This is a genomic window from Lysinibacillus sp. IITD104 (genome assembly GCF_036698265.2).
Classification (GTDB): domain Bacteria; phylum Bacillota; class Bacilli; order Bacillales_A; family Planococcaceae; genus Lysinibacillus; species Lysinibacillus boronitolerans.
Window position 1 is genome coordinate 2,427,578 of sequence record NZ_JBAHYH020000001.1, and the last position, 20,129, is coordinate 2,447,706.

The following is a 20,129-nucleotide window of genomic DNA, read 5'->3' on the forward strand; positions in this document are numbered from 1 at the left end:
AATATTCTGTGCCTTACTACAATACTTCGACACCCTAAGTAATATTCCTGCTATTTAATCGAATTTTTTACTAGTTCCCAATATTCTGCGGACTTTGTTCTGCGGTAAAATTTATAGAAGGGTTCATTTGGGCGAGCATGCTCCTTATAAAGGTTTATCAGGTGCAGTAAAACATCTTCAATTTGTGTGACGTCTACCCTCTTAGCGAATAAATTGCCAGCCTGTGCCTTTGCTCCCATCGGTACTGCCCCTAAATAGACATCAAAGCTTTCTTGTTGGTAAACGAGCCCAATATCATCATAGACTGCATTGTAGCAAGCTGATGCACAGCCATTAATATTGACTCGGACTCTTGCAGGTACCGTCATCCCCACCATGGCATGATAGAGCTGTTCGGTTATCGGGGCAGCCTCCATTTTCTCACCATCACAAAAATCACAGGCCCTCATGGCAATGATAGGACCTGAGGGCACCACATAAAGACCCGCTTCCTGTAAGGCTTGTATCGCTTCTGACGCATCACTTATTGGAATGGATACGAGAATACTGTAGGAGGCCGAATACTTTATCGCACCCTTTTCGCCTGCAATTTCGGCTATTTTTTGAAATTGCGCAGGCGTATAATGCTTATTAATAATGCCAGGGCTGACTGCAAGACGTGTGAATTCACCATGACGGTTTAATGTTTCAAATGTTTGATCTGGTACATTTTTTTGAAATGCGTTCATTCTTATCGCTCCTTATGAAAAAGGAGCTAGCAAAACGCTAGCTCGAATGGATTAAAAGTTTTCAGGATAGAAGCCCTTTGCTAAAATTTCAATCGCCTCTGCCGCACGAACCCCTTCAGATGCTGCTGAAAGTGGCAGGATAACAAAACGCTCATTTTTAACAGCTTCCATCTCCTTCAATGCTGGATCATTTTTTAAGAATTGGATCTTTTGTTCTGCCGTTGTTTCACCGTAATCAATTACGACAACTACCTCTGGATTGCGGTCCACTGCATCTTCCTTCGACACAGTTGTCCAGCCTGATTCCACATCACCAAAGATATTTTGTCCACCCGCGATTGTCACTAGCTCATTCATAAAGTTTTGACCCGCTGTAAATACATCCTTTTCACCGCTATCAAACACAAGAATCCGTAATTTTTCGCTATCTTTTGGTAATTTAGCTTGTACTGCCTCTACATCTTTCGTCATCTGCTCAATTAAAGCTTCACCACGATCCTCAATACGGAAAATCTTCGCGATATTACGAATATCGGTAAAAATATCCTCTAATGTTGGCTTTGTCATGTTGGAAGCCGTATGTAAATACGTATGGATACCTAATTCTTCAAGCTCTTCTGGTGTGCCAACACCCTTTTCCCCGAAGCCACTTTTCCAGCCCGCATATAGGAAATCTGCCTCGGCATCGATGACTTGCTCCTTCGTTGGGTATTGATCGGAAAGAACAGGGACCTTATCGTATGCCTCTTGCAGTGGTTCATAGATTTTATCATCTAAGTAAGCTGTCCCTACCATAGAATCCTCTAAACCAAGTGCTAACATAATTTCTGTCACATGTTGATTTAAGCTAATCGCTTTTGTTGGTGCTTCCGTATATGTTTGAGTTGTGTCATTATTTTCAATGGTTACTGCTGCTGCCGCCTCAGATGGCTCAACCTTTTCACCTTGTGCAGCTGATTCCGTTTTGTCCTTTGCGTTACAAGCCCCTAAAACAGCGACCAAGGCAATGATCATCATCAGCCATATACTTTTCCATTTCTTCATGTCCTTTTCTCCTTTGCTGTTAAAATATAGAAAGAAATCAGAGACTTCTTTACTACTAAGGTAGTTGGAAGGGCATAAAAAAACCCTCTTGTCGCCAAGAGAGTAGCATAGTGAAATAACGGTATCATTACCTATATCACTATCCCCATCCTCGTGGTTCTTAGTCAAAAAATACATATTGGCAGGTATCCTGGCTTAGGTTCATCATCTATACGCCTTCCCATAGTTTCACTACAGTGGCATGCTGTATAGACTCCCCATTTACAGTTGCGGGACAGCATCGGAATTGCACCGATTTCCCTTTTAAGCAAATGACAAATGCCATTTGCACCAATACGTTCTATAATGTTCAATACTATTGATAGACTAGCAGAAGAAAATTTGTCGCGCAATCAGTAGTATGATGGTAAAAGTATAATCATCATTATATTAGCACTATTTCGACATAAAGACGAACTATTTTACAAGAAATAAAGGAGCTAGTATTCTGTTACAATAAAAAGATAGCAATCTATAGAAACGAGGATTTCCTATGTACAAAACAATCGGTGTACTTGCGCACGTGGATGCAGGAAAAACGACCTTCTCTGAGCAAGTACTTTTTCATACAAATAGTATTCAAGCACGGGGGCGTGTTGATCATCAGGATACCTTTCTTGATCATCATGAGCTAGAGCGCAGACGAGGCATTACGATATTTGCCGAGCAAGGGCGCATGAATATTGGCGATGATACATACACATTGATTGATACGCCAGGGCATGTCGATTTCTCCCCTGAGATGGAGCGTGCTATTCGTGTGATGGATTATGCCATTATTATCATTAGCGCTGTCGAAGGGATACAAGGCCATACAGAAACAGTGTGGCAACTTTTACGTCAATACCATGTCCCTACCTTCTTCTTTATCAATAAAATGGATCGTGAGGGTGCCAATATGGAGGCTGTCATCAGACAGCTTCGCAAAGATTGCTCTCAGCATGTATTGTTCATCGATGAGCCACTGCGAGCAGACTATGTATCAAATAATATTATGGAATGGCTGGCGGAGCGCGATGAAAAATTGCTTGATGCCTTTCTAAATGAGTCATTGGAGCATGAACAGTGTCTTGCTCAATTAAAGGAAATGATTAAAAATGAAGGTGCCTTCCCTTGCTTTGCTGGCTCGGCCTTAAAGGATGAGGGCATTCAGGAATTTCTTGACCAGCTCCCGCTGTTAACGGCTTCCCATTTTGACAAGGATGCCCCGTTTGAGGGCGAGGTTTTTAAGATTCGTCATGATGGGCACCAGCGTTTAACCTTTATGAAGGCAACCAAGGGCTCGTTGCATGTACGAGATGAATTTTCATTTGACGAAGTAACAGAAAAAGTGACCGAAATTCGCCTTTATAACGGCAGTCGCTTTGAGACCGTTCAACAGGTAGAGGCAGGAGAAATTTTCGCTGTCAAAGGACTGAGCCAGGCAAACATTGGGGATCGAATCGGTACAACGATGCTATCACAGCCCTATGAGCTTGTCCCAACCTTACAGGCAAAGGTTCAATATGAGGGTGATCAACATATCAAGGAAGTGCTACAGATTTTCCGTTTACTCGAAGCAGAAGAACCGTCCTTGCGTGTGGTCTGGCAGGAAAAATTTCAGGAAATCCATGTGCATATTATGGGTGCCATTCAATTGGAGGTCCTGACAGAGGTATTAATGACGCGTTTTTCAATAGCTGTCTCCTTTGGTGAGCCGCAAATTTTATATATGGAAACCATTGCGACAACCGTAACGGGCTATGGTCATTTCGAGCCCCTCAAGCATTATGCAGAAGTTCATTTATTAATGGAGCCAAATCCACGTGGAACAGGTAATACCTTCAGCAATGCCTGTCATGCCGATCATTTATCCATAGGCAATCAGCGCCTTGTTGAAAAGCACCTGTTTGAGCGTGACCATCATGGGCTACTGACAGGCTTCCCTGTAACAGATATTCATTTTACACTTCTAACAGGTCGCGGGCACAACGAGCATACATCAGGGGGAGATTTCCGTGAAGCCAGTTTCCGTGCTCTGCGCCAGGGGCTGGAGCAGGCACAAAATGTACTACTAGAACCCTATTATCGCTTTAAAATGAAGGCTTCAAACGACTATATCGGCCGTATGATGACTGATATTCAGCAAGCAGCAGGCACATTCGATGACCCGATTTTATCTGAAACGGATGTTATCCTAACAGGTCGTGCGCCTGTTGCCACTTTAATGAGCTACAGTGCAACCTTTGCCGCCTATACAAATGGGAAGGGTGCACTCACACTCCAATTTGATGGCTATGATGTGTGCCATAATACAGAGGAGGTGATTGCACAGATTGGCTATGATAAAAATGCCGACCCTGAGTATAGTTCCTCCAGTATCTTTTGTGCAAAGGGCAAAGGATATACGGTTCCGTGGCAAGAAGCACAGGCAGCCATGCACTGCCTGTAAAATGGGGTGATTTGGTTCGCGTGAAGGCTTTGCTTGCTTTCGCGGGTATTCATCGCTCGAGCGCGGGTATTTCACTTGCTTCCGCGAGTATTAGTCGCTCTAGCGCGGGTATTTCACTTGCTTCCGCGGGTATTCATCGCTCTAGCGCGGGTATTTCTTGGTTGGGCGTAAATATATCTCTACCCTGCAATAAAATGATTACAAGCCCTCCAAAAATGGAGGGCTTGTTTTTTATAGTGCACCGACAGCTTTCTTTGTTGGTTTGTCCATCAAATAAGCGGGTTCCACTACCACGTAGTCATGCTTGTTCGTAAAATCAATCAGTACCTTTCCTGGTCGACTTTTTAATAGTTGGAGATGGTCAATTAATTGCAGTAAAAGCTCGTGACCGTTGCCACGTGGATGCCAGTTGAAATGATAATCATTTAACGCTTGCACCGCTTCAATAAATTGGGCATATTCCTGCTGCACAAATGCAATGAGTTTGTCATGATGAGATGCTAAATCATATAAATATGTTTCGTAAAAGCGCATGACAATCGAGCATAATAAGTCATTGACACGAGCGGCACTTAAAACAGGCTTTGGCTCCAATGATAGACGGTCGAGGTTGGGCTTTGCGCGTGTAGAATCAATGCGCGTAATTAAGTGATACGCTTCTCCGTTGACCTCATAGACAATCGGATTGGTCGGCATGTACATCATAAAACTATTCGTCTTTGTTTTGAGTTCATCTGCTATGGCTGCTTTCGCTAAAAGATGACCGTCCACATCCCCATTTTGTATCCAAATAATTTCTTTATTATATAAGATTTGCTCAAAGAAGCGATCGTTGCGTATCAGCTTCGTTGCTAATAATTGATCGATTAGCGATTCGACCACCATTCTTGTTTTTGCTTTCTTGGCAACTTCTGTGCGTGGTTGCTTACAAATGTTCAGATCTTCATAAGGCGTTTCCAACGTTGTCGTTCCATGAATATTTGTCATACGTGCATCCCCTTTGCGTACATATTTTCAAAACAAAAAGGACTCCCTACTTTTGAGGAAATCCTTCATTTTATCTTCTTTCATCACACAATGCCAAACAAACCCTAAGTATGTGTGAACGAGTTCGATTGTGAACCCTTTCATTTACTATGGGCGTTTGACGTACTGTGACGAACAGAGCATTCTGTTTTGTCAACATGCCACCTCCTATTCCTCGTAGGTTTATGGTGTGTACTCGTAACAGGCAGGTATCCTGACTCATGGTCATTGCTTCTTTTCTCCTTCCCATCATTTGACAGTGGATACTGAAAAGTCGCTCACATTTACAGTTGCGGGACAGTGTCGGATTCGCACCGACTTCCCTTTTAAGCAAATTGCACGCAATTTACACCTATTACTACACGCTATTCAGTTGGTAAGGAAACGAGAGTACCTCGTATTCCTATTAAAGTATTAAATTAATTGTAAAGGAGTGCCATTTAGAAGTCAATTCTTGCTCGTTTAAACACTATTTCATTCATCGAAATGGTCCTACACCTTTTGGAAACCAACAATCCTACTTTGTGGAATAGATGAATTATGTTCAATGATAAATACCTTGGAAAAATGGTCGTAATAGGTTTTATCATGAGCTTTTGGAGATAAAATAATTAACTTTCGATTTAACTCTTTTGCATATAAATGAAATACTTTGTCCTTGCGTTCATCATCTAGTGCGCTATCAAATTCATCAAGTACGATATAGCTTGGGGCAATCGAGAGGTTTTGCAATAAAGCTAAGGCAAAGAGGAGCGAGCTTAACGATTCCTCCCCTCCTGAGACACCTTTACCTACTTTGCCATTTCGTGCTTTTAAGCTAACATCCTCCATAGTACCCTGATGACCGATTTTACGAGCTTTCACATAAAGCAAGTATTTAATGCGCCCTGCCTTCTCTTCTATTCTTTCTTTTTCGATATGTCCCTCAAAATGAAAAATATCCATATACTTTTGGAACAACATATTAATCTTTGTTAAATACATATTAATGGTCGTTTCTAGTTTATCTTCTAAATCTGCTGCAAAACCCGCATTTTGCTCAAGAAGTATTTCAGCACTTGCTAATTCTGCATTTTTACGCTCAAAATCTTCTTTCATTTTTTCAAAATTTACTTCAGCATGAATATTGACCTTTTCTAGGCGTGCCGCTTCGAATGCTGCAGCTTTTTCTGCATTACCATGAATTAACCTTGCCTCAGACCATTTAATGGAGATGGATTCATCAACAACACATGCTTCGACAGGTAAAATATGCTCTAATTCCTGTAGTTTTATTACTAGACTTGCTTGGCTAGCCTCTAATTGTTCGATTTTTTCTTGCGCTCTCGCTGTACGTAGCCGACAGTTTGTTAGATTACTATTTATTAATTCAAGCTCTGATTCATGATTTTGTATTAGTAATTTTAGTTGACGTTTATCATTGGACAGCTCCTCCAATTGCTCTGTCCATTGCTGATGCTCTCTTTTGGAATCATTAATGGTTTTGCGTAATTCTTTTAATGTTTGTTCCATTTGCTGTAACTGGACTTGTTGCTCTGCCACTGCCCCTAGCTCCTCATAAATGCGGCATTCCTTCTCTAGCAATTGCAGCTCTTGAAAATGTGCTGCCTGATGTTTTCTAACTGTTTCCCGCTGTGCTTCCATTTCCACTTGCTCATCATAAATTGCTAACAATTGCTCTGTTAAAGCTTTCAGTTGACTTTCATAGGCATGCAGTTCGCTTTCCTTCAATAGCGTACTTTCAGCCTGTTGAATTTTTCGCAAGTCTCCATGCAATTGGTTAATTTGCTTGATATTATGATCATACTGAGCATTTAACTGTACTTGACGCTCTTGCAGGTTGTTTAAGTTACTCGCCTGGTCTTGTAAGGTTTGTTGAATAGCTGCATCACTTAGAATAAATTGCAGTTGTTCCTGTGCGCCTCTAGCACCACGTTCATCTATAAGCGTACCTGCCTCAATTCGAGGCGTCGAAGTGAAAAATTGCTCGATCCACCACAATGCTTTATTGGCATAGTTTTGTAGTTGCTCAGATAGTCCGCTACGCATTTGTAATCCTAAATGAGGGATATTGTCAATCATACGATTCGGTATAAGCTGCTTTAATGAAACATAATACAAATCATTCAGTGGCTTATAGCTCACCGCATTATAAAAAATAGCGTATTTAATCGCTTCAATACTTGACTCTAACTTTAAAGGCGCACTTGGTGTCAACGAAATTAAATCACGTAATGTATATGCCTCTATACCTTGTCTATGCAAGTCTTCTAGTCCTTGTTGTTGACGAGCAGATCTTACTTTATTTTGTTGTAGCTGCTGGATGATTTTCTGCTTCTCTTGGATGGCGGAAGATAATAACTGTTTTTCCTTTAAAAATTGATGTTGCTGGAGATTTGCAGCATCTAGTTGACTTAAAATAAAACGGCTACTTTGATATAAATGGACGATCTTACGTGCTTCCACTAGATCCTTTTTCAGGTTTTCGAAATGTATCGTCACTCGTGCGCTTTCACTATTCAAAAGTCGTTCGTTATCTCTTAATTGTTGTTCTTTTGTTTTTAGTTGCTTATCTTGCTCTTCAACTTGTTTTAGTAGAATCGCTGTTGCTTTTTGTTTTTCCCAGGTTGTTTGTTCATCGAAACGTAGTCGCTTTGCTTTATCGGAAATTGATTCTAGCTGTGCAGAAAGCTCACTATATCGCCCTAGTAGTGTTTTTTCCTGCTGTACTTCCTCATTTAATAAGGTCTTTGTCTCAATAATTTGTGCTTCAACCTGTTCGCACTCATTCACTACTTGAATTAAATGTTGACCTGTACGCTCCTTTTCGTGCAACAGTAATTTTTGCTTTGTCCCTATTTGTGCTTCTTCTTCCTGCAATTGCTGAAGAATAGCTTGTGTATCAGAGCATTCATTTGAATATTTTTGCAGTAGAACATTTGTATATGTATAATACAGACGACCGTTTTCCAGAATACGTTTTTTATTATTTAAAAAGGCGTTGAGATCATTTTCTGCAATGGTTAGATTATGTTCAGCTGTTTTTACAATGGACGATAAATGGATGATTTCTTGTTTAGCTTCTCTAATTCCTTCTAATGCCGCTTCCCATTCTTTTTGCATATCAGCAATATGAAACATATTACTAAATTGACGAAATCTTTCCTCAGGGTTCATGGCGGCAAATTGGTTCACCTCTTGCTGATACCAAATTAAATGATACAAATCTGGATCAATTTTATATTTAATTTGTAAATCTTCTTTGTAAGCTCCGAAATTCCGTCCTGCTATATTGCCAGAAGTATAAGATGTTATGTTCGTTAACGTATCTTCTGAATCTCCTGTTGTTATACGATACTCTTTTTGCAAGGCACCATTTTTCACAGCTTGTTGTACAATTAATTCAAATGCAATAAATGGCGGCGCATCAATGCGGGTCATGCCTTCATTTTTAAACACTAACGATAATTTCGCATACCATGCTTCATTTGCTTGTAAATTACTCGAGCGTAGCCCTTCAATATCTACTTTTGCAGAATATAATATAGCCCCTATGCAAAACGTTAATGTTGACTTTCCGACACCATTTGGACCTGTTATTAATACATGTTCATCGGCTTCACCTAGTATCACCCTTGTTGGTGGATAGTCACGTACACCCTGTATTTTCAACACGTAAGGAATCATTCTTTGTCCTCCTCCACATGTAAGTTATAACGGTTAAAAAATTTCATCACTTCTTCTTTATTCAACTTTGTTTCTTGTGCAAATTCAACTGTACGACGTAAAAAAGATTCGGAGAATAAATGAACACCTATTGTTGTTAATTGATATGCCTCTTCTGAAGATGCTTCATAATCTTCAACAGCTCCCACCTTTTTTAATTGGTCGATATTACTTTTCATTCTTCTATTAGCATTTAAAGACTCATGGCCAAAATCAACTAAAATTTGATGTACTAATGTAAATTCATGGCCTAATACTTCTTGCTGGTAAAACATATAGAGTAAAATCGCCAATGCTTCACTACTCAATGTAGATTTTGCATTTTTCGCTGTGATTCGCATCATGACAACAACACGATCTCGCCTCTCATCATAAATAATTTTGAAATAGCGATTTAAAGCTCCATTTACACGGTCTATAAAGGATTGCAAAGCATTGTCGTCATTTTTTATACCTAATAATTTTTCTAACTCCTTCCGACGCAAACCATAATTCGCTCCCTTAATAGAGGCAGATGATGAAAACAGTAATTGCATAAAAGCCAATTCTTCCTCTGTCGTTAAATAGCCTTTTAGATGATCAATCATCGCTAAAGAGCTTATATATGGTATATCGTTTGTCGTCATCATTAATCCACTCCCATTCTTTTTCAAAGTTTGCCGTCTCCGCTTTAGGTGACCTGTCTATTTTTTTACTGCTCGTTAAAGCAGAAACAGCGAGCATTGATAAAACGGCATCATGCCATTTGTTCGAGCTAGCTTGCACGATTAATTCCTCTATTTCACTCTCTCCATGGTCATCTAAGTAACTTTCTATTTTCGTTGTATCGATTTGGGCCTTTGTCATTTGCCAAGCAGCTTGATCAAACATTTCTTCAATGGAATCTCCCACCATTTCTACTTCTCTGTATTCTGGCTCCTCCCGGTCAATGATATCGCCCTCACGTTTTGGCTCATAGGTGGCTAAATAATGGATAGCATCATTAATATCTTGATGTCCTATAGGTGCAGCAAACTTTACCGGCATCCACATGCCATCAAATGTTTCTTCTTCATATTGATTTTGTTCCATAAAGCTAAAGATATCATGTGCTGTCGGGATATTACTATGCAAGGGTGGGTTATACATCGCCAAGATGAAATTTCGTATTTTTTCAGGGGAAATAGCCTCTTCCATCGGTGTTAATTGCATCGTAACGAAACGCACATATTTAGTTAATACGCTTAAACTTAATGTTGTGCCCTTTGTAATGGCTGCCGTTCCACGGTGCATCAAGTCACTCATTACAAGACTTTCCTCTATCGTTTGGAATTGTGCTAAACGCTCCGTCATTTTTTCCTCTAGCCCCAACATTAACTGATTGATTTTTTCTAGTTGTGGCAAGGCATTGCGATCAGCCAAAAATTCAAGCTGTCTATTTTCTAATTGCTCAACGGCTTGCTCTACATTATAAATCATCGACGCAATTTTATTTCCACCTGAAATGCCTTTATCATCATAGGCTGCACTAATTTCTGCATCACGTCTTGCCTGAAATAGTGAACGGCCAATATCATCTTGTAAATAATAAGCAAGTGCATCATTTCCCATACGAATTAAGCCATCCATCATACGCTTGCCTCTGTCCATTAATTTAATTTGCCGCGTCTGCTTTACAACCCAATTATTGCGTTCTAAAATATGGAGCACACGTTGAATGTACTGAAGCGTCGGTGGCTCAGAGTCATTCTCATATGTATGGCGGTAGCGATAATAAAGCGTATCTTCATGATCAATCGGATCTCCAATACCTAAAGATGCCGTATTTAATAATTGAATAATATTTAAAAAGCGGATAATTTCCATTGGTGAATCATACATTTTTTCCGTGCTTAAGTCTTTTAAGACAGCTGACAGAGAAGCTAAATCTCGCATTGATTTCATAAATTCAGCTGAAAAATAATCACTGTGAAAAATCGAAATGGGTGCATTTACATCCACATTTTCCATTCGTTCACTCCTCCCAATTGTTGCTCTTGCTCATGACGATTTTCATGCTGAAGCCACTGCTCGTAAGTTTCAATATCCGTAAAAATTTGCGAATCTCGTCCAATAATTTTAAAGGGACAAGGAAGAAGCTGAATAGCTTTTTTAGCAATCGTTAGTCCTGCCTCATCATAATCCGTCCAAATCAGTACTTGTTGTATGGAACTTTTAAGCAACTGTTTGATAAATTGCTTATGAGCGGATCGAATTTGCCCATCCAAACAAAGCACAAATGAATGGCTTTCTCGTAGAAATTCACTTTCCGTTGCCATACGTGTTAAAATAGCCCTATTTTCCACAAGCCATAGTGTCGTGTTGGAAGTTGTAAATGTCGTTTGTAACACTGTATTATCTGTTGTTGCATGAACTGCACCAAGATGATAGGAGGCTAGCTCTGACTGTGCATGTCCAGTAAAATAGATTGGCACGATCTTCCCTGAGCTTACAAGGCCATAAGACGGGGCATCAATGCCTAATTGTGCGAGATGGGCTAAAAATTCCTCTCGCTCCTGATCAAACATTTTCGAACCACCAATTCGATCTTCATATGTCGCACCTATTTCTTTAAAATCAAATAAGTCTTTTTGCTGAGCAAGCTGGTACATAGCAATACAAAACTGCATAAACTTTAATTGCTTTACACGACTCCAATAACGAGGCATTGCTTCCGCTGACAGTGCATGTAGAAACAGTGGCGACATTTGTAGGTCATCCGCTTGCTTTCGTAACTGTTCTAGTTGAAGCTCATATTGCTGTTGTTCTTTACTTTTACGATATTTAAGAGCAAACAGATAGACGGGACCCATCCGATAGACATCATCTTTGATACTTATACCATCTACATGATAACGAATCTCTCGTATTATCCACCCTTCCTGGAGCCAGTCCTGAATCGTTTCAAATGGTTCATTTAATAGGCGATTTACTTTGGGTGAAAATTTATATTTCACAAGCTCTTGTGGAATAGTTGTCTTCCAAATTGGCTGCTTTGCTACTTTGATTTGGGCAACCTTTTTGTAAATACGTGCGGACCTTCTTACAATCGTTACTGTTTGAATAGGCCCTTGGTATTCAACCTTCTCAATTTTTTCACCTGCCCTCAAAACAACTTCGTTTAAAAATTCAATTGAGGTCTTTTCTTCATATTCCACACTATAGATTCCCCTTTATCTCTTCAAGAGACTATTTATTGCTTTATTATACTATGTTGGAAAGGGTATTACTTAATCGAATTAACGAAGTGCTAGTCCTCTACAACAAAAAAAGCCACACATAAATGCGGGCTTTCATAACCTATTGAATCCTCACGTCCCCAATACATACCGCGCTAAGACACTTTGCACCTTATAAATATTTGTCGCCTTATTGAAGTTTTTTTGAATCGGTAATGGACTACCAGACACCCATATTTTGAGCTCTGCATCTAAATCAAATGTCCCAGCTGTCTCTACTGAAAAATGAACGATATTTTTATAGGGAATGGAATGATACTCCGTTTTCTTGCCAGTCACTCCTTGCTTATCAATGAGGATCAATCGCTTATTGGTAAAAATAAACGTATCTCTAATAATTTTATAGGCATTCTTGACTGTCTCGTTTGGAATTAATAAATCCTTTACTTCTTGCTGTAATTTTTCTAAATTCGCCTCACTTGCATTGCCGATCAATCCATCAAATAAGCCCATGCGCTTCCCCTTTCACAGCCATTTATTTAATGTATGACAAACGTACAAGAGCTACGACAAAAAATGATGGTTTCATTTAGACTAAAGGACCCCCTTTTACTTTACCTTGCTCGAATACCTTTTGTATGTCAGGGTATGATGGCATTGCGTAATATCATCTTGCGAATTTCACGCTCTGGCACACCGTTGGCTCAGGCAACTTGGAAATAATAGCTATGATTCTCAGCCTTCACATTATCCTGTAAAAAGCGAGCGAATACCCCTACATGCGACAGTACAAGAACAGTTAAAGGAAGAACCATTTGGTATAGTCGATCCACTATCCCTCCATTCCCCCGTACATCATTCATCCCCGATAAAGGAAACTAGCCAAGCTGTACGGAGAACACCATGATCAACAATATTCCGAGCCATATGGACGCAATCGTTCTTTATCTATTAATTTACAAGTTTATGAAATAAATAATAAAAAAAGAGGCATATTTTACAGAAAATTGGTTGTCTGTAAAAAAGCCTCTTCTCGATTGTGTGAAAAGAAGATAAAAATTATACTAAAAAACTTGTAAAATTATTAATATGTGATAGTTATTTCAGGGCTAAAAAATCTTGAAAATATCAATTTCTTACCTAGACATGAAATTGATTTGTTAACTTTTGTAAGTTATCCGCTTGGACACTTAAATCCTGTGTGACATGATTAACTGCTTGCATTGAGGCTGTTTGCTCATCCATTGAATGTAAAACAGCTTCTGTATAATTCGATAGCTTGTCCATACCAGCAGCGATGGTTGTTACAGTGGATGCCACTTCATTGGCGCTACTTGAAAGCTGCTCTGCTGTCGTCGAAATATCCTCAAGCTGACTCGTCATTTGACTAACATGCTGTGAAATCGTGCCAAAGGATTTTGTCGCCTCGTCAATGACATAAACGCCTTGTTGAACATTTTTTAAATCATCTTCTACTGATGACGCTACTTGTTTTGTATCACTTTCTATTCCTACAACTAAATCCACAATTTGCGTTGCAGAGTGCTTTGATTGCTCTGCTAATTGACGCACTTCCTCAGCTACAACGGCGAAGCCTTTACCATGCTCTCCAGCGCGAGCTGCTTCTATGGCCGCATTTAATGCTAATAGATTTGTTTGATCTGTAATAGCTGTAATCATATCTGTCATTGATTTAATATCTGACATTTTAAGGGATAATTGCTGCATCAATCCACTTGTTTTTTCTGTTGAAGAGGAAATAAATTGCATTTGTTCTTTTGCCACATGTAAAATATTTGCACCATTTCCTGCTATCTCGCTAGCATCTTTCGCATGCACAAACACATCTTGTGTTGCTACTGTAATTCGCTCAATGCCATCAACGGTTTCTTGCATAGATTTAGCACTATCATTAGCCGATTGCGCTGCTTGCTTCAAGCCCTCGGACGTCTTCTCCATTTGTTGATCTACTTCTTCCACAGCAAGCGTAATTTCATTCGTACTCGCAGATAGTTCCTCTATGCTTGCTGATAAATTCGTAGAACTGTGCGCAATTTTTTGTGTCATTGTTCGTAATTGTTCCTGCATCTCTAAAAAGGATTGTGCTAGTTGAGAAATTTCACCATTGTCACGAACCTCAATGACAACTGTATCTAATTGGCCTGCCGTAATTCCTTGCGCAGCCTCTGTTAGTTGTTTGATAGGCTGTATCACTTTGTAGTGGATATACACTGTGTAAGATAATGTAATAGCAATTCCTACAATCGTTAACACGGTAGAAAACCAATCTAATGTCGTTACATTGGCTAAATCGATGAATAAAATAATAATCATTAAAACATTTAAAACGGAAAAGCCAAGTAAACTCTTTTTTCGTAAACTCATTACAAATTCCCCCAACTAAAATATGTCTTCTATACCATTATTATAGTTGAATTATCCTAAAACGCATAAGGATACGCTCTATTTTTATATGAGGAAAGGTCTACAAAAAAAGACTGGAGACAGCCTCCTAGGGCATGTCTACAGTCCATTAGTGCTCGTTTTATTTTAATTTCATAATACTAGAACCCGCAATACCTGGGTGTGTCATTTCATATGGATCTAAAATTAAGTCAAGTTGTTCTTTTGTTAGGACACCTTCTTCAAGGCAAAGCTCACGAATAGAACGACCTGTTAAAATGGCTTCACGTGCTAGACGAGCAGCTACTTCATAACCGATGTGAGGGTTAACTGCTGTTAGCACCCCTACACTTTTTTCTACATATTCTTTCATGCGCTCTTCATTTGCTTCAATATCTTTTAAGCAGTTTTCTGTAAACGCGCGGAAGACATTATTCATAATACTAATGGATTGGATTAGGTTAAACACTAATACAGGCTCCATTACGTTTAATTCTAATTGACCAGCTTCTGATGCTAGAGAAATCGTATGGTCATTCCCAATTACTTGGAAGGCTACTTGGTTCAGTACCTCTGGCATTACTGGGTTGACTTTACCTGGCATAATTGAAGAACCTGGTTGACGAGCTGGTAACAGGATTTCTCCTAAGCCTGCGCGTGGACCAGAGGCCATTAAGCGCAAGTCATTAGCAATTTTAGACATATTAATCATACAGATTTTTAAAGCGCCTGATACTTCTGTGTAGGCATCTGTATTTTGTGTAGCATCCACTAAATGCGTTGCCCCTTTTAATGGTAAACCAGAAATTTCAGCAAGATGCTCATCAACAGATTTAATGTAGTCTGGGAAGGCATTTAATCCTGTTCCGACAGCCGTTGCACCCATGTTCACATCATATAAATTTGGACGTGTTTGACGAATGCGTACGATATCACGGTTGATCACGCGGCAATAAGCTTCAAACTCTTGTCCTAAGCGGATTGGCACGGCATCCTGTAAATGCGTACGTCCCATTTTAATGACATGAGCAAATTGCTCTGCTTTTTGATGGAAAACCGATTGCATATAATCCATCGTAATTAATAATTCATCTATTAAATTTAACACAGCGATATGAATAGCTGTTGGGAAAGCATCATTTGTTGATTGTGACATATTGACATGACTGTTTGGGCTTACTGTGTGATAGTCACCTTTTTCTTTCCCTAAAATTTCTAGGGCACGGTTAGCGATGACTTCATTGGCATTCATATTGATGGATGTACCTGCTCCACCTTGAATTGGGTCTACGATAAATTCAGCATCCCATTTGCCATCAATCACTTCTTGTGCTGCTTCGACAATTGCCTCACCAATTTCTTTTGATAATAGGTGTACTTCCATATTACTTAATGCAGCTGCCTTCTTCACAATCCCCATTGCTTTAATAAGGGAAGAGTGAATTGTGTAGCCTGTAATTGGGAAGTTTTCCGTAGCACGTAGTGTTTGAATTCCGTAATACGCCTCTGCTGGTAATACGCGCTCACCTAAAAAATCTTTTTCTATTCGTTGTGTTGACATTATTGTCGTCTCCTTTTATGTAATACTCACACTTGATAGTAGCTAATAAAAGTCGTATTGTAAACAGTCATTTTTCTGTAAACGAAAAAAATCCTTCAAAAAAGCAAAAAAATCACAAAAAACCGAGCGCATTTCCTACGCTCGGTTGCATTTTATTATTTATTCGACGTTACTGTGAAACGGCTATTAACGTGCTGTGGGTTTTCTAATTCATCGACGACAGCCACTGCGTAATCGGCATAGCTGACATAGCTTTCCCCCGCATCATTTACTAATAAGTGGTCGACTCCTGCTGTATAGTGACCTGTACGTGGACCTTCTGGATCGAAAAATGCAGATGGACTAATAAATGTCCAAGTAATGGATGATTGTTGTAAATCCTGTAGGTTTTGTCCTTGATTTTGCGCTGTTGCTAAATACATGGCTGGGAAATCTGGTGTATCCATCACACGTACTTTTTTCTCTGGGTCCACAAATAGACTGCCCGCTCCCCCTACAACCACTAATTTTGTGGAAATACCTTGGAAAATCGAGATCAAATGACGACCAGCTTTGACGTGTAAATCTTCTTGTCCAGCTGGAGCACCGAATGCATTGACAACGACATCGAAGCCTTTTACATCCTCTTGCGTCACATCAAACACATCTTTTTCAATTACTGGAATAGCTGCTGTCACTTTTGCTGCTGAACGAACGATGGCTGTGACCTCATGACCACGTTGTACCGCTTCCTCTACTATTTTTTGTCCAGCTTTTCCTGTTGCACCAATTACGGCAATTTTCATGATTTATTCCTCCTAAGGTTTAGTTGTAACCATTTTAGTTACAGGTTAGATACAAGAAGACCATCTCCGTCTAAGCACGAAGCTGATCTAGCACATCCTGTAGCGTCTGTGCCTGTAATTGCTCTTCCATTGCCAGCCAAACAGATGTATAGACTCCCTCCAATGTATGCTGGATTTTTTGACCTACTGCACACGCTGGATTTGGCTCATCATGAATGGCAAATAGCTGCTCTGGCCCATCAATTGCCTGATAAATAGCTAACAGTGTTAAATCCTTTGGCTCTACTAATAGCTCATAGCCCGCCATGCCAGTATGAGAAGAAAGTAACCCTGCTTTTTTTAGCACACCAATCATTCTTCTTACGACTACTGGATTGGTATTCACACTTCCAGCTATAAAATCGGACGTAAGGAGACTTTTATCAGATGTTGTAGCAATGAGCGAAAGAATATGGATCGCCACCGAAAATCGACTGTTCACCATATGTATCACCACCTGTTGTAACTATTATAGTTACAGGTGCAGAAAAAAGTCAAGCACTGTCACCTGTATGTATTGTTCCCCGTTATGCTGTTGCTAATGTATCACTTATATTTTTTTTACGTAAATGACTAATTCCTGACGTATTTGACCGTTGTCCTCATAAAAATCTAAATTATGAAATTCATATTTAAAGTGACCTACCGGAAATGTCACACTTTCTCCTTGTGCTGCTGCCAAAATGCCTGCTACATCTTGTGACACCATATGTAGCAGCTCTTCCCCAGAATAAGAATCGATAAAAATAACATTCATAAAAAAAACACCTCCACAGCCATTATAGCTTAGAAGGCGCTTACATTTATAGTGTATCTTTATAACCTTTCAAACGAATCTTTTCGATGATTTGCATCATTTCTTGAATTTGCTGCTGCGACAATTCGATCTTGTTACAAGAATATGCATGTTGCTCAGAACCCATGCTTTGTTCTGGCTCACTTTGCTGTCGATCATATTCTTCTACTAGAAGTACCATTGTATTTTTCACAACTATCACCCCTACAATATAATGGACTATTCCTATTATACCAAATAATGCTAATTATACCATAATAACTATAATCAATTTCTTTTCATCCAGTCATCCATCTACTTACCTATTTAGCAAAATAAATAGGTAGACCTAGCTATTCGTTTAAAAAAACAGCAACCAAAATGGCTGCTGTTAGCATTATACGGCAATCGGTGCTTTAATCGCCGGATGTGGATCATATCCTTCAATCGTTAAATCCTCAAGCTCTATATCAAAGATGGATGCTTTATTTGGATTAATGTGCAATGTTGGTAGGTTTCTTGGCTCACGTGATAGCTGTTCTTTTACTTGCTCCACATGGTTTGCATAAATATGGGCATCCCCAATGCTATGAATAAATTCGCCAACTTCTAGGCCACACTCATGTGCGATCAAATGTGTTAATAAGGCGTAAGATGCAATATTGAATGGACAGCCTAATAATGTATCAAGGCTACGTTGCATTAACTGGCAGCTTAATTGACCATTTGCTACATAAAATTGGAACATCACATGGCACGGTGGTAATGCAGCCTTACTGCCCTTTGCGCCCGCATTAATAACATCCTCAGGATTCCATGCATTGACAATGATACGGCGTGAATCAGGCTGATGCTTAATCTGATGAATGACATCCTGTAGCTGATCAAGGCTTTCGCCATCAGAGGTTGTCCAATGGCGCCATTGTTTGCCATAGACATTTCCGAGATCTCCATATTGCTGTGCAAAGTCATCATCTGTTAAGACACGTTCACAAAATGAAGCAAGCTCTTTTTGATACAATGCATTAAATGACTCGTCAACTAAACAGCGTCGACCAAAATCTGTCATATCAGGGCCAGTATACTCATCAGATTCTACCCATTTTTTAAATGCCCATTCATCCCAGATGTGGTTATTATGCTGCAATAGGTAACGGATATTGGTATCCCCTTTAATGAACCATAGTAATTCACTTGCTACAAGCTTAAAGGGCACACGCTTTGTCGTTAGAAGAGGGAAACCTTTGCTTAAATCAAAACGCATTTGATACCCAAAGACACTGTATGTACCTGTCCCTGTTCGATCCTCTTTCTTTGTGCCATTTTCTAATATATGTTGTAGTAAATTTAAGTACGCGAATTCTGGATGCGTCATTTTTCTTCAACAGCTCCTTCAAGTTTGCTGTTGACCATTATACCATTTCACAACGAATTATTGTTGAGCTCCCTTGAAATTTCACTCTCCGTTGTGACGAAAAAAGTGGGCAGCAAGATGATATTTAATAAAACAGGTCCAACGATCACTAATAAATCAATACCAGGACTAAAATATAATCCAAATGCTGTAATTAGACCCGATAATACAAGGAACACGATTTGTGCGACAATGATTAAAATTGGCACCAATTGATACAGGTAATTGAGTTTACGGAACTGATGCAGATTGTCTGGGTTTTTAATGACTTTCCTTTTTAACCGTCTGGATAAAATAAGACAAGCAAGCAGTTGAATAGCCATAAAGCTAAAATAGATAACACTGTATACAAGCAGCTGACTTTTTTGAATGGTGCCATCAAAATGACCCACTCTTTGGTTTAATAACTCTTGGACTGCTCCCTCATAGACATATTCACGTTCACTTAAAAAAGTAAATGGCTCCATAAAGCCAAGCGCTGTCCAATCCTTTGTATTAACAGTCCACTTGGACAATTTACTTGCTAAAATACGCAATTGAATAGGATCTTGCTCGCCAAACATCCCTACTAGATGACGATAGGGAATGGCTACTTTTAGCTGACCATCCTGCTTTTCTTGAAATAAATCCTGAATATAGAAGGTATAGGCAACATCGGATTTATTGGCCTCGTAACGGGTCTCTCCAATTTTCCAATAATTAGCTAAGGAGGCTTGAATGCCATTTTTCATTTCTGTATAGGGCATATCCTTATGTAAATGCTTCGGAATCTTATAAACAAAATGATGATCGCTCCCAATGAGACCGATTTCTACCTCAACTTTATCGTGATTCACCGTTTTGGCCTTCGTGGTCAATGGAATGGTGATCATAGCGATGAGAAAAAAAAGAATAAGTGTTAAAATGCCTTTTTTCACGCAAAAGTCCCCCTATTCGTCACTAATGATTAAATTTACCCTAT

At 39.5% G+C, this 20,129-nt stretch carries 18 protein-coding genes and 2 riboswitches; of the genes, 1 reads left to right on the forward strand and 17 read right to left on the reverse strand.

Annotated elements, in window-relative coordinates:
* Positions 1–50: 50 nt before the first annotated feature.
* Positions 51–728, reverse strand: a complete 678-nt coding sequence (locus V1L66_RS12315) for a precorrin-3B methylase (RefSeq protein WP_016993326.1) — start codon at positions 726–728, stop codon at positions 51–53.
* 51 nt (positions 729–779) lie between these two features.
* The gene (locus tag V1L66_RS12320) at positions 780–1,772 is read right to left on the reverse strand and encodes an ABC transporter substrate-binding protein (RefSeq protein WP_333006301.1); all 993 of its coding nucleotides are present in this window, start codon (positions 1,770–1,772) and stop codon (positions 780–782) included.
* Between the two features lie 162 nt (positions 1,773–1,934).
* A riboswitch (cobalamin riboswitch) is annotated at positions 1,935–2,122 on the reverse strand.
* 182 nt (positions 2,123–2,304) lie between these two features.
* On the opposite strand from V1L66_RS12320, the gene V1L66_RS12325 reads away from it, so the two are divergent.
* Positions 2,305–4,242 (forward strand): translation factor GTPase family protein, encoded by a 1,938-nt coding sequence (locus V1L66_RS12325; protein WP_258859968.1) that lies wholly within the window; start codon positions 2,305–2,307, stop codon positions 4,240–4,242.
* A 231-nt stretch (positions 4,243–4,473) separates the two neighbouring features.
* On the opposite strand, the gene V1L66_RS12330 is transcribed toward V1L66_RS12325, so the two are convergent.
* The 15 genes from V1L66_RS12330 to V1L66_RS12400 all read right to left on the reverse strand — a co-directional run bounded on the left by V1L66_RS12330 (position 4,474) and on the right by V1L66_RS12400 (position 20,085).
* The gene (locus tag V1L66_RS12330; protein ID WP_333006300.1) at positions 4,474–5,229 is read right to left on the reverse strand and encodes a hypothetical protein; all 756 of its coding nucleotides are present in this window, start codon (positions 5,227–5,229) and stop codon (positions 4,474–4,476) included.
* 225 nt (positions 5,230–5,454) lie between these two features.
* A riboswitch (cobalamin riboswitch) is annotated at positions 5,455–5,639 on the reverse strand.
* Between the two features lie 121 nt (positions 5,640–5,760).
* Complete coding sequence (locus tag V1L66_RS12335; RefSeq protein WP_333006299.1) at positions 5,761–8,955, reverse strand: hypothetical protein; 3,195 nt, start codon at positions 8,953–8,955, stop codon at positions 5,761–5,763.
* Positions 8,952–9,620, reverse strand: a complete 669-nt coding sequence (locus V1L66_RS12340; RefSeq protein ID WP_205447477.1) for a hypothetical protein — start codon at positions 9,618–9,620, stop codon at positions 8,952–8,954. The genes V1L66_RS12335 and V1L66_RS12340 overlap by 4 nt, the downstream gene beginning before the upstream one ends.
* A complete protein-coding gene (locus V1L66_RS12345) occupies positions 9,574–10,983 on the reverse strand; it encodes a hypothetical protein (protein ID WP_333006298.1) in 1,410 nt (469 codons plus the stop codon). Before V1L66_RS12345 ends, V1L66_RS12340 begins: the two co-directional genes overlap by 47 nt.
* Complete coding sequence (locus V1L66_RS12350) at positions 10,965–12,170, reverse strand: DUF2399 domain-containing protein (RefSeq protein ID WP_333006297.1); 1,206 nt, start codon at positions 12,168–12,170, stop codon at positions 10,965–10,967. The genes V1L66_RS12345 and V1L66_RS12350 overlap by 19 nt, the downstream gene beginning before the upstream one ends.
* A gap of 153 nt (positions 12,171–12,323) precedes the next feature.
* Entirely contained in the window at positions 12,324–12,704 is a 381-nt protein-coding gene (locus V1L66_RS12355; protein ID WP_333006296.1) for a PH domain-containing protein, read from the reverse strand.
* A 191-nt stretch (positions 12,705–12,895) separates the two neighbouring features.
* On the reverse strand, positions 12,896–13,024 hold the full coding sequence (locus V1L66_RS12360; RefSeq protein ID WP_333006295.1) for a hypothetical protein: 129 nt from the start codon (positions 13,022–13,024) through the stop codon (positions 12,896–12,898).
* Positions 13,025–13,331: 307 nt separating this feature from the next.
* Positions 13,332–14,576, reverse strand: a complete 1,245-nt coding sequence (locus V1L66_RS12365) for a methyl-accepting chemotaxis protein (RefSeq protein WP_258859005.1) — start codon at positions 14,574–14,576, stop codon at positions 13,332–13,334.
* 160 nt (positions 14,577–14,736) lie between these two features.
* Positions 14,737–16,155: an aspartate ammonia-lyase gene (gene aspA / locus V1L66_RS12370; RefSeq protein WP_016992590.1), complete on the reverse strand. Its 1,419-nt coding sequence runs from the start codon at positions 16,153–16,155 to the stop codon at positions 14,737–14,739.
* Positions 16,156–16,310: 155 nt separating this feature from the next.
* Entirely contained in the window at positions 16,311–16,940 is a 630-nt protein-coding gene (locus V1L66_RS12375; RefSeq protein WP_036080669.1) for an NAD(P)-dependent oxidoreductase, read from the reverse strand.
* Positions 16,941–17,010: 70 nt separating this feature from the next.
* Positions 17,011–17,424 carry an Rrf2 family transcriptional regulator gene (locus V1L66_RS12380; RefSeq protein WP_016992591.1) on the reverse strand — a complete coding sequence of 138 codons (414 nt, stop codon included), beginning with the start codon at positions 17,422–17,424 and terminating at the stop codon, positions 17,011–17,013.
* A gap of 105 nt (positions 17,425–17,529) precedes the next feature.
* Positions 17,530–17,736: a hypothetical protein gene (locus V1L66_RS12385; RefSeq protein ID WP_036080672.1), complete on the reverse strand. Its 207-nt coding sequence runs from the start codon at positions 17,734–17,736 to the stop codon at positions 17,530–17,532.
* 46 nt (positions 17,737–17,782) lie between these two features.
* Positions 17,783–17,968 carry a hypothetical protein gene (locus V1L66_RS12390; RefSeq protein ID WP_016992593.1) on the reverse strand — a complete coding sequence of 62 codons (186 nt, stop codon included), beginning with the start codon at positions 17,966–17,968 and terminating at the stop codon, positions 17,783–17,785.
* Between the two features lie 183 nt (positions 17,969–18,151).
* On the reverse strand, positions 18,152–19,129 hold the full coding sequence (locus V1L66_RS12395) for a thymidylate synthase (protein ID WP_016992594.1): 978 nt from the start codon (positions 19,127–19,129) through the stop codon (positions 18,152–18,154).
* 47 nt (positions 19,130–19,176) lie between these two features.
* Positions 19,177–20,085, reverse strand: a complete 909-nt coding sequence (locus V1L66_RS12400) for a hypothetical protein (RefSeq protein WP_333006294.1) — start codon at positions 20,083–20,085, stop codon at positions 19,177–19,179.
* Between the last annotated feature and the right edge of the window lie 44 nt (positions 20,086–20,129).